Raw genomic sequence first — 12,702 nt, 5'->3', positions numbered from 1 at the left:
CCAGGCGCATGTGCCGAACGCGACATGGGTTTGGCCGGAACCGACACGACGGGCGCAGCCCTTGCCTACCCTGATGCATTCAACTTTTTATTGATTGACCGTTCAATATAAAAAACCTACCATGGCCGTTCGAATCCAGTTGAGCGGGCCGCATTCGTCGTCGGCAGCCCGCCTGCAGCCAACGCCAGCTATAGCGCCCGCACCATGCCCAAACTCGGAATGCGCGAAATCCGCCGCGCGCAGTTGATCGACGCCACGCTCCACACGATCGACCAGACCGGGCTCGCGGGCGCCACGCTGGCTTCGGTGGCGCAACGCGCGAGCATTTCCACCGGGATCGTCAGCCACTATTTCGGCGACAAGGACGGCTTGCTCGAAGCCACCATGCGCCACGTGCTGCGCGATTTATGGCAGGCCACGTCGCGCCGGCGCCGCGCGGCGAAAGCGGACCCGCGCTCGAAGTTACGCGCGGTGGTTGCCGCGAATTTCGACGCCGAGCAGACCAGCGGCCCGGTCATGAAAACCTGGCTCGCGTTCTGGTCCGAGAGCATGCACAAGCCGCCATTGCGCCGGCTGCAGTACGTGAACACGCGCCGCCTGAACTCGAATCTGTGCGCGGATTTTTCCAAGGCCATGCCGCGTGCCGCGGCGCGCCGTGCGGCGAGCGGCCTCGCCGCGCTGATCGACGGCTTGTGGCTGCGCGGCGCGCTCTCGGGCGAACCCTTCGACACCAAAGCCGCGCTGCGCGTGGCCAACGACTATATCGATCTGGTCCTCGCATCGCGCGAGTAAGCACACGGCCAGAGCGGCGACATCTTCAGAAAGGAGCAAGTCATGGCGGTATTCGCAACGCAACGTCTCTATATCGGCGGAGGCTATGTCGACGCCACCAGCGGCGAAACCTTCGACACGCTCGACCCCGCCACCGGCGAAACGCTCGCGAGCGTGCAGCAGGCCTCGGCGGCCGACGTCGATCGCGCCGTTCGGTCCGCGAAACAAGGCCAACGCGAATGGGCCGCGCTCACCGCCATGCAGCGTTCGCGCATTTTGCGCCGCGCCGTTGACCTTCTGCGCGAGCGCAACGACGAACTCGCCGCGCTCGAAACGCGCGACACCGGCAAGCCGATTGCCGAAACCCTCGCGGTGGATATCGTCACCGGCGCGGACGTGATCGAGTACTACGCGGGGCTCGCCACTGCAATCGAGGGACAGCAGATTCCGCTGCGGCCCACGTCGTTCGTCTATACGCGGCGCGAACCGCTCGGCGTCTGCGCGGGCATCGGCGCATGGAACTACCCGATCCAGATCGCGTGCTGGAAATCGGCGCCCGCGCTCGCGGCCGGCAACGCAATGATCTTCAAGCCGAGCGAGATCACGCCACTGTCGGCGCTGAAACTCGCCGAGATCTTTACCGAAGCCGGCGTGCCCGCAGGCGTGTTCAATGTCGTGCAAGGCGACGGACGCGTCGGCGCGATGCTCGCCGCGCATCCGGACATCGAGAAAATTTCGTTCACCGGCGGCGTGGAAACGGGTAAGAAGGTGATGTCGATGGCGGGCGCGTCGTCGCTGAAAGAGGTGACGATGGAACTCGGCGGCAAGTCGCCCCTGCTCGTGTTCGACGATGCCAACCTGGAACGCGCCGCCGACATCGCCACGAGCGCCAACTTCTTCAGCTCCGGCCAGGTGTGCACCAACGGCACGCGCGTGTTCGTGCAACGCGGCGTGCTCGACCGTTTCGAGGCTCTGGTGCTGGAACGCGTCAAGCGCATTCGCGTGGGCAAGCCCACCGATGCCGCCACCAACTTCGGCCCGCTGGTGAGCGCCGCGCAATTGCATAAAGTGTTGGGCTACATTGAAAGTGGCAAGCAGGAAGGCGCGCGGCTCGTGGCAGGCGGCAAGCGTCTCACCGAGGGCCATTTCGCTGGTGGCCAGTACGTCGAGCCGACCGTGTTCGCCGACTGCCGTGACGACATGCGCATCGTCCGCGAAGAAATCTTCGGGCCGGTGATGAGCATTCTCGTTTTCGACGACGAAGACGAAGCCATCGCGCGCGCGAACCACACCGCTTATGGTCTTGCCGCAGGCGTCGTCACGGAGAACCTGGCGCGCGCGCATCGCGTGATTCATCGGCTGGAAGCGGGTATCTGCTGGATCAATACGTGGGGCGAGTCGCCCGCGGAAATGCCGGTGGGCGGGTACAAGCAGTCAGGCGTGGGCCGCGAAAACGGCATCACCACGCTCGAACACTACACGCGCATCAAGTCCGTGCAGGTCGAACTCGGCCCGTATCAACCGGTGTTCTAAGGAGAGGCGCGATGGCTGCGAACGAATACGACTACATCATCGTGGGCGCGGGTTCGGCGGGCAACGTGCTCGCTTCGCGCCTGACCGAAGACGCGGACGTGACCGTGCTGCTGCTCGAAGCGGGAGGCCCCGACTACCGCTTCGATTTCCGCACGCAAATGCCGGCCGCGCTCGCCTTTCCGCTGCAAGGACGCCGCTACAACTGGGCGTACGAAACGGACCCCGAGCCGCATATGAACAACCGGCGCATGGAATGCGGGCGCGGCAAGGGGCTCGGCGGATCGTCACTGATCAACGGCATGTGCTATATCCGCGGCAATGCGCTCGATTACGACGGCTGGGCCGCGCACGCCGGCCTAGAAAACTGGACCTATCTGGATTGCCTGCCGTATTTCCGCAAGGCCGAAACGCGCGATGCCGGGGCGAACGCTTACCACGGCGGCGACGGTCCGGTGCACGTGACTACCAGCAAGCCCGGCAACAATCCGCTCTTCGCGGCGATGGTCGAAGCCGGTGTGCAGGCCGGCTTTCCGCGCACCGACGATCTGAACGGCTATCAGCAGGAAGGCTTCGGCCCGATGGATCGCACGGTCACGGCGAACGGCCGGCGCGCCAGCACGGCGCGCGGCTATCTGGATCGTGCGAAGACACGGCCGAATCTCACCATCGTCACGCATGCCGTGACGGATCGCGTGCTGTTCTCGGGCAAGCGCGCGGTCGGCGTCGCGTATCTGCATCATGGCAATGCGGTGAATGCGCAGGCGCGCCGCGAGGTGCTGGTGTGCAGCGGCGCGATTGCGTCGCCGCAGTTGTTGCAGCGCTCGGGCGTGGGCCGCTCCACATGGCTGCGCGAACTCGACGTACCGCTCGTTCACGATCTGCCTGGTGTCGGCGAGAACTTGCAGGACCATCTGGAGATGTACATCCAGTACGAGTGCAAGGAACCCATTTCGCTTTACCCGGCGTTACAGTGGTGGAATCAACCGGCTATCGGACTCGAATGGATGCTCAAGGGCACGGGCATCGGCGCGAGTAATCAGTTCGAAGCCGGCGGCTTCATCCGCACACGCGACGACGATCTGTGGCCGAACATTCAGTATCACTTCCTGCCGGTCGCGATCAATTACAACGGTTCGAATGCCATCAAGATGCACGGCTTTCAGGCCCACGTCGGCTCGATGCGCTCGCCGAGCCGCGGCCGCGTGAAGCTCACGTCGCGCGATCCGAACGCGCATCCGAGCATCCTGTTCAATTACATGGCCGATCCGCTCGACTGGCGCGAGTTCCGCGACGGCATTCGCATCACGCGCGAGATCATGCGGCAACCGGCGCTCGACCGGTATCGCGGCCGCGAACTGAACCCCGGCGCCGAACTGACCACCGACGAACAGCTCGACACGTTCGTGCGCATGCGGGCGGAGACGGCGTTTCATCCGTCGTGCTCGTGCAAGATGGGCTATGACGACATGGCCGTGGTCGATAACGAGGGGCGCGTGCACGGCATGGAAGCGCTGCGCGTGGTGGATGCGTCGATCATGCCGCGCATCACGACTGGCAATCTCAACGCGCCGACCATCATGCTGGCCGAAAAGATCGCCGACCGGATTCATGGACGCGAACCGCTGGCGCGAGTGGACACGCCCTACTTCGTGGCGAATGGCGTGGCGTCGAGAAAACAGGAGAGCGCGACGGTTTGACCTGACGCCCTTGTTCGCGCATAAGATTTTCTTTACCCTCGCGCAACTTATCGTCGATTGTCAGTGTCTGGCAAAAGCCGGATAGTGCGGCCTCAAGGCGTTTCAAGGAAGCTTTTGGAGCGCCCGCCGACAGACATTCAAGGAAACGCGAGAGATGAAGTTCAAAGCCCTCTGCCTCACGGCAACCGTGGCCTTTGCGTTGGCCCCTCCCATGAGCCACGCAGCCGATGCCACACAAGACAGCATCAAACGTACGGTCGACGCGGCGATTCAGCCGCTCATGGCGAAAGACGGCATTCATGGCATGGCGGTCGGTGTCATCGTCGAGGGCAAGCCTTATGTGTACAACTACGGCGTGGCGTCGACGGAAACCGGCAAGCCCGTGACGCGCGACACGCTGTTCGAACTCGGCTCGATCAGCAAGACCTTCACGGCGACGCTGGCTTCGTATGCGCAGGTGAGCGGCGATCTTGCCCTGTCGGATACGACGAGCAAATATTTGCCCGTGCTTCAGGGCAGCCGGTTCGGCAACGTGAAGCTGGTCAACCTGGGCACGCATACGCCCGGTGGGCTGCCCTTGCAGGTGCCGGACGAAATCCATAACACCGACGAACTCATGCAGTATTTCAAGGCATGGCAGCCCAGTTGCGCGCCGGGCACGTGCCGGACTTACGCCAATCCGGGCATCGGCACGCTCGGATTGATTACCGCAAAGAGCATGGGGCGGGATTTCACGGCGTTGATGGAACAGCGCATGTTTCCTGCACTGGGGTTGAAGAACAGTTATATCGACGTTCCGACAGCACGCATCCCAGACTACGCGCAAGGCTACAAGAAAGACGGTGCGCCGATCCGCATGGCGCCCGGCGTGCTGTCGGCCGAAGCCTATGGCGTCAAATCCACCGCCGCCGACATGACGCGCTTCATGCAGGCCAACATGAATCTGCTCCCACTCGACGCGAAGCTGCAGCGCGCGATCACGGACACGCACACCGGCTACTTCAAGGCAGGTGTGCTGACCCAGGATCTGATCTGGGAACAATACGCGTGTCCGGTCGCGCTGAAGACATTGCTGACGGGCAATTCATCGGCGATGGTCTTGAACGCGACGTCCGCGGTCGAAATCAAGCCGCCGCTCGCGCCTCGTTCAAACGTGTGGATCAACAAGACCGGTTCGACCAACGGCTTCGGCGCGTATGTGGCTTTCGTGCCCGAGAAGCAGTTGGGCATTGTGATGCTGGCCAACAAGAACTTCCCGAACGAGGATCGGGTGGCTGCTGCTTATAAGATTCTGACGGCGCTTGCCGGGTCCGCGCATTGAACAGGGGCGACTCGATCATGAACAGCTTGCGTTGCGTGCCGCTGATCGCTGCGGTCCTCATCAATCTGCCTTCTGCCAATGCCGGCGAAAAGCCGCCCGACGCCAAAGAGACCGTGGTGCTGCAACGCGTCCCCGTTCCGGGAACCGATCGCGAAATGGGCATGGGCATCGCCGAATTTCCGCCTAATGCCGCCAAGCCGAAGCACAAAGCGACCGGGCCGGAACTCGCCTATGTACTCGAAGGTGAAGTCACGGTGCAGATCGAGGGCAGACCGGCGCAAGTCGTTCACGCCGGCGAGAGTTACCGTATGCCGGCAAATGTTGTTCACGTAACGAGCGCGGGACCGGCGGGCGCGAAAGTGCTGGCGACATGGGCTCGGGTGCCTGGGAAGCCCTTTAATATGCGTGTTCAGAATTGAATTAGCAAATGAGGATCGGCGTGGCTACCGTTCCCGTATCAGGTTACCTATCCGTTTTGATAGGTGTTATCGCACGCGCATCGCCTTTTATACTCTCCCCCGTTTTTGAGGAGGTGGAAAATGCCCGGTGCTAATGACAGCATGCGGATGAGTGCAGCCGGATATGCAGCCTTACGATTCAACGAGGGCGTTGTGATGCGGTACTACAATGATGCCCCGGCAAACGGCAATTGCACGTGGGGCATCGGTACGCTAGCTCACCTGGGGCCCTGCACGCAGGAGGAATTGACGCGAACTGTTCTTCCGGAGCAGGTTAACGCCGTCCTTCAATCTCGAGTACGAGATGCGGAGCGCCGCGTTAAGGCTATTGTCACGGAGCGTCAGTTGACGCAGGCGCAATTTGACGCCGCCGTATCGTTCGCGTACAACTCGAGCAACGTCAATACTAGGCAGACGCTTTCACCTGCAAATGACGGCAATATGAGGGGCGTGGTTTCACAAATGATGAGTAACATAATGATTACCCCACGCAGGCCGGATGGTAGCGCATTGGGGCCTGCGCAGCGCAGTCAGGGACTTGTGAATCGGCGCATGCGCGAGTCCGCTCCATTTCGGCAGCCTGCGCAATGAAAGCCCGTCAGCTGGGCGCAGCCGTTACGCTGATTCTCACGACCGGACTCGCTGGCGCGCAACAGGGCGCGTCGGACACAACACCGTCTGCGGTGGGATTCGTGGGCAAATGGGTGGTGACTGATGTCGTGTCCTATTCCCCTGTCTCGGCGGGTATCCCTGAGGCGAGGCGAATCCTCGGGAAGGTTCTGACGATCTCGCCGACGCGTATCGAATTCAATAACCAGCACTGCACGCCGCATAACGGCTTCGTGGTCAGTGAGGTGGACAGCGCCGCGAAGTTGAAAGAACTTTACGACGTCTACCCGCCAGATGTCGGCCTGCCTGCGCGCACCGCCTTGCTGGACAGCGCGAACTGTACAACTGTTTTCCGCATGGCCGACAACCGTGTCGCATTCGGTTGGAACGGTGTCATGGTGCGCGCTATCCGCAAGCAATAATCTTCACTCCCGCGCCGGACTCAACACCCCTCGCGCATCCGTCTCAACCGCCTCCGACACCAGCGTCTCGAGCGCCAACCCGCGCGTCTCGATGCCCAAGATCCACACCGCCGCCGCTGCGATCACAAAACACATCGCGCCGAGCGAGAACACGCCGCCCTGGCCGAACATCGGCAACACCACGCCCACCACGTAAGGTCCGATCAGCGAACCCACGCGGCCAATCGCCGACGCGAAGCCCGAACCCGTCGCGCGCGCGCCGGTCCCGTATAGCTCCGGCGTGTAGGTGTACAGCACCGCCCACATCGCGAACAGGAAGAACTGCATGGCCAGCCCGGCACAGATCAACAAGGTCGGCGTCTGAGCATGCAGCGCGGTTTGTCCATATACGTAAGCCATCACCGCACTGCCCGCGAGCGACGCGATGCAAGTCGGTTTACGGCCCCAACGTTCGACCAGCCACGCCGCGCAAATAAACCCCGGAATCCCACCGAGAGAAATCAGCACCGTGTACAGCACCGACTTCGTCACCGCAAAGCCTGCTTGCTGCATCAACGCGCCGAGCCAGGACGTCAGCCCATAGAAACCGAGCAGCGCGAAGAACCACAGCGTCCACACCATGATCGTGCGCCGCCGGTAAGCCATGCTCCAGATCTCGCGGAACGCTCCCGTGCTCTTGGCGGCCGGCGGTTCCGCGAGCACGACAGGTGCGCGCAACTGGCTCAGCCCGGCCGCTTTCATCACCTTCACTTCGACCTCGGCGAGAATCTTGTCCGCTTCACTGAGACGTCCGCGATGTTCCAGCCAACGCGGCGATTCCGGCACGACGCGGCGCACGATCAACACGAATACAGCGGGAATCGCGAGCAGCGCAAACTCGGTGCGCCAGCCGAAGGTCGGCAAGACGAAGTACGACACCACGCCCGCAGTAATGAAGCCGAGCGGCCAGAAGCCGTCCATCAGCGCGATCAGACGGCCGCGCGACGCAGCCGGCACGAACTCCGACAACAACGTCTGCGCAATCGGAAATTCCATGCCCATGCCGAAGCCGAGCAGCACGCGATAAAAGATCAACGCTTCCACGCTCTGCGCCGTCGAGCACAGATACGACGCGAGCCCCCACAACACCATGCTCCACTGAAAGACAGGCCGGCGGCCGAAGCGATCCGCCAGCAAGCCGGCAATTGCCGCGCCGATCACCATGCCGAAGAAACTCGCGCTGGCCACCAACCCCGCCGTCGCGGTCGATAAGCCGAATTCCGTCTTGATCGAACCGAGCACGAAAGTCATCGTGCCCAGATCGACGGAATCGAAAAAGAACGCGATGGCAATGATGATGAAAATGGTCCGGTGATAACCGGAGAATGGCAGCCGTTCGAGTCGGGCGGCTGCGCTCGCGCGCGGCGGATAGGCGGTGGACATGTCATCCCCTGGTGGATGCGGCGCGTGCCGCGTGGTTACTCCTGAGTGTTTTCAGTAGAAGCCGACATAAATCGGCGACATAGAAGAAATACGTCATCGGGATGGAACGGGTGCGCCGTTCCATGCGCGCGAATCGCGAGACTCAGGCCCGCAGACGCGCCCGCGCGGCGCCTGCAATGCGCGCGAGCGCCTCCGCGCTCAAGCGTGCGGCGATCCGTTCGACATATTCGTGATGACGCGCCTGCAACGGCGCGCCGAGTTGCTGCGCGAGGAGATAACGGATCAGCGCAATGCGCCGATGCCGCAGCACGATGCTCTGATCGAGCAGCGCGAGCGCGGCATGGGCATCGCCTTCGTGGCACGCGCGCTCGGTGAGGCGCGCGGTGGCTAGACGTGTCGACGTCATGGCGAATATCGAGGGATGAAACGCTCGAGCGGTTCGAACGCGACCGCTCGCCGCGCTTTACGACATCAGCGGCTCGGCCGCGTCGAGCATCATCTTCACGAAGTAGTCCGCGAAGCTGCGGCGCACGACGATATCGAAACTGCTCGCGCCGGTGGGCAGCAGCGTCATCGATGCCTTGAAATAATGGCTCTGCGCGCACTGCCCTTCGCCGAACAGTTTGGGATGCAGATCGAGCGGGCAACCGCGCGACAGCACTTCACGCGTGCGCGTGCCGCTGATTTCGAGCACCGTATAGCCGCTGCCGATATCCACCGCCGAAGCAAACACGCCCGCAAACGCCGCGCCGAGTTTCGCCTGCAACGGCGCGGTGCGCGTCGCGTCGTGCGCCGTGGCCGAGCGCACCAGCCACTCGTCCGGGCCGAGCCACATCACGTCGTAGCCGTTGCCGCGCGCCACGGTGTTCGCCTTCTCAGGCGGACGGCAGCCGAGCACCCTTTCAAAGGCGCGCACGAACGCGGCGTCACGCGTATCGCCGCGCACGTTCACGAGTTCCAGAAACGGCCGCTCGTTCAATCTGAACGCGGCGTTGGCCGTTGCCTGATGCTTCTTCAGCAGCGCGTCCGTGCCTACCAGCGGCGACTCCTGCCACACGCCGGTCTGTTTGCCGACAGCACGATCCACGACCGACGCCGTCCCTCTCGTTTCATTCCACATGTTGACGTGCTCCTTCGCTGTCGTAGAACACCGAACTGGTGACCTTCGCTGCAATCTGTTTGCCGCTCGAAAGCGGAATCGTGACCGTTTCGCCGATCTTGTCGAGGCCGCCCTTGACGACCGCCATCGCGATCGAACGCTTCAGGATCGGGCTGTAGTAGCTCGACGTGACGTGGCCGAGCATCGCCGCCGTCTCGCCCTGGAACGGACCCGCGACGATCTGCGAGCCTTCCGGTATCACGAACGACGGATCGTCCGAGAGCAGGCCGACCAGTTGCTTACGCCCGGCCTTCGCGGTGTCCGAGCGCGTCAGCGAACGCTTGCCGAGAAAGTCCTTCGACTTCGCGACGAGCCCGCCCATGCCGAGGTCGTACGGCGTCATCGAGCCGTCCGTATCCTGGCCGACGATGATGTAGCCCTTCTCCGCGCGCAGCACGTGCATGGTTTCGGTGCCGTACGGCGTGATGTCGAACTCGGCACCCGCGGCCATCAGCGCTTCCCACACCGCGCGTCCAACGTTCGCCGGCACGTTCACTTCATAAGCCAGTTCGCCCGAGAAGCTGATGCGCATCACCCGTGAGGCCGCGCCCGCCACCGTGCCTTCGCGATAGCTCATGAACGGGAACGCCGCGTTCGCGAAGTCGATGTCCTGGCAGACCTTCTGCAGCACCTTGCGGCTGTTCGGACCGACCACGGCAAAAGTCGCCCAATGATCCGTCACCGACGCGAGCCGCACGCGCATATCTGGCCATTCGGTTTGCAGCCAGCGTTCGAGCCACGTCAGCACGCGCGCCGCGCCGCCGGTGGTGGTCGTCATCATGTAGTGCTGATCGGCGAGGCGCACGGTCACGCCGTCGTCGAAGATCATGCCGTTTTCGTCGAGCATGAGACCGTAGCGGCACTTGCCGACTTCCAGCTTGCTCCACGGATTCGTGTAGACCCAGTTCAGGAGCTTCGCCGAATCGGGGCCCTGAATGTCGATCTTGCCGAGCGTGGAAGCATCGAGAATGCCGACGCTCGTGCGCACCGCGAGCGATTCGCGCGCCACCGCCGCGTGCAAGTCTTCGCCCGCTTTCGGGTAGTACCACGGACGCTTCCAGTTGCCGACGTCCTCGAAAGCCGCGCCGTTTTCCACATGCCACTCGTGTACCGCCGTCTTGCGCACCGGATCGAGAAACTCGCCCAGCTCGCGGCCGGCGAACGTGCCGAAGGTGACGGGCGTGTAGTTCGGACGGAAGGTCGTGGTGCCGGTCTCCGGAATCGTCTTGCCGAGCGCCTGCGCGAGAATCGCCATGCCATTGATGTTGCCGAGCTTGCCCTGGTCGGTGCCGAAACCCATTGCCGTATAGCGCTTTACGTGCTCGACCGATTCGAAGCCCTCGCGTGCCGCGAGGAAAATATCCGCGGCCGACACGTCGTTCTGGAAATCGATGAACTGCTTCGGCCCGCGCGTAGCCATCTCGCGGCCGCCGACCAGCCACAGCGGCAGCATCTTCGCTTCCGTGATCTCGGCGACCTGAACCGGATTGGGCCGAGCCACGATATGACCGGCCGCGCGCGCGGCTTCGGCGCCCGCGTCCATCGCGAAACGGATGCCCTGGCCGAGCTTGAAGTCGCCCGCGCATGCGCCGACGCTGGTTTCCGGCTGCATCGCCTTGCCCGGCACGAAGCACGCCTTCTCGTCATGCCAGTGCGCCTTGCCGCCCGATTGCGCGAACAGATGCAACACCGGGCTCCAACCGCCGGACATCGCGAGCAGATCGCAGGCAAGCTCGCTCTGCTTCGCACCGACCTGTCCGTTCGAATACGGCGCGAGATCCACGGACGCCACGCGCAGTTTGCCGTGCGCCGCCGTGATCACGACACCGTTCAACACCTTGACGCCGTAGCGGCGTGCCAGAGCGGGCAGCGTGCCTTTCGATTCGCTCGCGCGCGGATCGACCACCGTCACCTGAGCGCCGGCTGCTTTCAGATCGAGCGCGCATTGATAACCGTCGTCGTTATTGGTGAACACCACCGCGTTGCGGCCCGGCAGCACCGCATAGCGATGCAGATAGGTCGACACGGCCGACGCCAGCATCACGCCCGGCAGATCGTTATTGCCGAACACGATGGGACGCTCGTGCGCGCCGGTCGCGAGAATCACGCGTTTCGCGCGGATCTTCCACATCAGTTCGCGCGTGCCCTTGCGTTGCGACACCGGCAGATGTTCGGTGAGCCGCTGCGTTAACGTCACGAGATTGTGGTCCTGATAGCCGAATGCCGTGCTGCGGCACAGGATCTTCACTTCGGGCATCTGCCGCAGTTCGTCCTCGATCTTCTGCACCCAGTGGAGCGCGGGCTTGCCGTCGATCTCCGCGCGGCACGACAGCAGCGAGCCGCCGAGTTCCGGCTGATCGTCGACCAGCGTCACGCGCGCGCCGGACAACGCGGCGGCATGCGCCGCCGCGAGGCCGGTCGGGCCACCGCCCACCACCAGCACGTCGCAATGCGCAAAGCACTTGTCATAACGGTCCGCGTCAGTATGTTCCGGCGCCTTGCCGAGGCCGGCCGCGTCGCGGATCACTTCTTCATACTTCGGCCAGAATTTGCGCGGCCACATGAAGGTCTTGTAGTAGAAGCCCGCCGGAATGAAGCGGGCGAACTTCTGGTTGACCGCCATGCGGTCTTTCTCGATGCTCGGCTTCGCGTTCACGCTGGTGGCGACGAGCCCCTGATACAACTCGACTTCGGTCGCGCGCGCATTCGGCACCGTGTACGCACCGGTTTCGAGTTGCACGACGGCATTCGGCTCTTCCACACCCGCTGTCACGATGCCGCGCGGCCGGTGATATTTCCAGCTGCGCGCGACGAAATGCTCGCCGTTCGCGAGCAGCGCCGAAGCCAGCGTGTCGCCCTGATAGCCCTGGTACTGGCGGCCGTTGAAGGTGAAGGTCAGCGGCATTGCGCGATTGATGCGGCCGCCGTTGGGGAGTCGGTCTTTCTGGCTCATGATGCCTTGCCCTCTTGTGCCGTGTTTTGTGCCTTGTTTTGCGTGTTAGCTTCAGCGCTGTCCATGGCGAGCAACGGACGCTCGAACGTCTCGTAGCCCTGGATCTCATAGCTCACCGTGTCGCGTTGCGCCTTGAACCAGCGGCGGCAGCCTTGCGTGTGCATCCATTGCTCGCGATGCACACCGCGCGGGTTCTTGCGCATGAACAGGTAGTCGCCCCACTCGCGGTCGGTGAGCTTCTCGGTGTCGAGCGGACGGGCAATGTCCGCTTCGCCGCCGCAGGAAAATTCGGTTTCGGCGCGGGGCCCGCACCACGGGCATTCGATCAATAGCATTTCTTTGTCCTCGTCCCAGTGC

12 protein-coding genes are annotated in these 12,702 nt (G+C 63.1%); 7 read left to right on the top strand and 5 right to left on the bottom strand.

All coding sequences use genetic code 11. From position 1 onward, the window contains the following. Nucleotides 1-204: 204 nt before the first annotated feature. The 7 genes from betI (at nt 205) to BPHYT_RS25135 (ending at nt 6,811) form a co-directional block, all read left to right on the top strand. Nucleotides 205-792, top strand: coding sequence for a transcriptional regulator BetI (gene betI, locus BPHYT_RS25165; RefSeq protein WP_012426935.1), 588 nt, complete (start codon nt 205-207; stop codon nt 790-792). 42 nt (nt 793-834) lie between these two features. Next, nucleotides 835-2,304 (top strand): betaine-aldehyde dehydrogenase, encoded by a 1,470-nt coding sequence (gene betB / locus BPHYT_RS25160; RefSeq protein WP_012426934.1) that lies wholly within the window; start codon nt 835-837, stop codon nt 2,302-2,304. 11 nt (nt 2,305-2,315) lie between these two features. After that, complete coding sequence (betA, locus tag BPHYT_RS25155; RefSeq protein WP_012426933.1) at nt 2,316-4,001, top strand: choline dehydrogenase; 1,686 nt, start codon at nt 2,316-2,318, stop codon at nt 3,999-4,001. 154 nt (nt 4,002-4,155) lie between these two features. After that, the gene (gene ampC, locus BPHYT_RS25150; protein ID WP_012426932.1) at nt 4,156-5,322 is read left to right on the top strand and encodes a class C beta-lactamase; all 1,167 of its coding nucleotides are present in this window, start codon (nt 4,156-4,158) and stop codon (nt 5,320-5,322) included. A 35-nt stretch (nt 5,323-5,357) separates the two neighbouring features. Further along, the gene (locus tag BPHYT_RS25145) at nt 5,358-5,741 is read left to right on the top strand and encodes a cupin domain-containing protein (protein WP_238535746.1); all 384 of its coding nucleotides are present in this window, start codon (nt 5,358-5,360) and stop codon (nt 5,739-5,741) included. 120 nt (nt 5,742-5,861) lie between these two features. Beyond that, a complete protein-coding gene (locus tag BPHYT_RS39705) occupies nt 5,862-6,371 on the top strand; it encodes a lysozyme (RefSeq protein ID WP_012426930.1) in 510 nt (169 codons plus the stop codon). Continuing rightward, complete coding sequence (locus BPHYT_RS25135; RefSeq protein WP_012426929.1) at nt 6,368-6,811, top strand: hypothetical protein; 444 nt, start codon at nt 6,368-6,370, stop codon at nt 6,809-6,811. The genes BPHYT_RS39705 and BPHYT_RS25135 overlap by 4 nt, the downstream gene beginning before the upstream one ends. A gap of 3 nt (nt 6,812-6,814) precedes the next feature. Here BPHYT_RS25135 and BPHYT_RS25130 read toward each other — a convergent pair whose 3' ends face one another. The 5 genes from BPHYT_RS25130 to BPHYT_RS25110 all read right to left on the bottom strand — a co-directional run bounded on the left by BPHYT_RS25130 (nt 6,815) and on the right by BPHYT_RS25110 (nt 12,680). Next, complete coding sequence (locus BPHYT_RS25130) at nt 6,815-8,233, bottom strand: MFS transporter (protein WP_012426928.1); 1,419 nt, start codon at nt 8,231-8,233, stop codon at nt 6,815-6,817. Nucleotides 8,234-8,375: 142 nt separating this feature from the next. Further along, nucleotides 8,376-8,639, bottom strand: a complete 264-nt coding sequence (locus BPHYT_RS25125; RefSeq protein ID WP_012426927.1) for a hypothetical protein — start codon at nt 8,637-8,639, stop codon at nt 8,376-8,378. A 57-nt stretch (nt 8,640-8,696) separates the two neighbouring features. Further along, nucleotides 8,697-9,353, bottom strand: a complete 657-nt coding sequence (locus tag BPHYT_RS25120; protein WP_012426926.1) for a sarcosine oxidase subunit gamma — start codon at nt 9,351-9,353, stop codon at nt 8,697-8,699. After that, nucleotides 9,343-12,345: a sarcosine oxidase subunit alpha family protein gene (locus BPHYT_RS25115; protein WP_012426925.1), complete on the bottom strand. Its 3,003-nt coding sequence runs from the start codon at nt 12,343-12,345 to the stop codon at nt 9,343-9,345. Before BPHYT_RS25115 ends, BPHYT_RS25120 begins: the two co-directional genes overlap by 11 nt. Next, on the bottom strand, nt 12,342-12,680 hold the full coding sequence (locus tag BPHYT_RS25110; RefSeq protein ID WP_012426924.1) for a sarcosine oxidase subunit delta: 339 nt from the start codon (nt 12,678-12,680) through the stop codon (nt 12,342-12,344). The genes BPHYT_RS25115 and BPHYT_RS25110 overlap by 4 nt, the downstream gene beginning before the upstream one ends. Nucleotides 12,681-12,702 lie beyond the last annotated feature (22 nt).

Source organism: Paraburkholderia phytofirmans PsJN (genome assembly GCF_000020125.1).
Taxonomy (GTDB): domain Bacteria; phylum Pseudomonadota; class Gammaproteobacteria; order Burkholderiales; family Burkholderiaceae; genus Paraburkholderia; species Paraburkholderia phytofirmans.
Note: the sequence above shows the minus strand (reverse complement) of the source record. Positions and strands in the feature narration are given on the sequence as shown.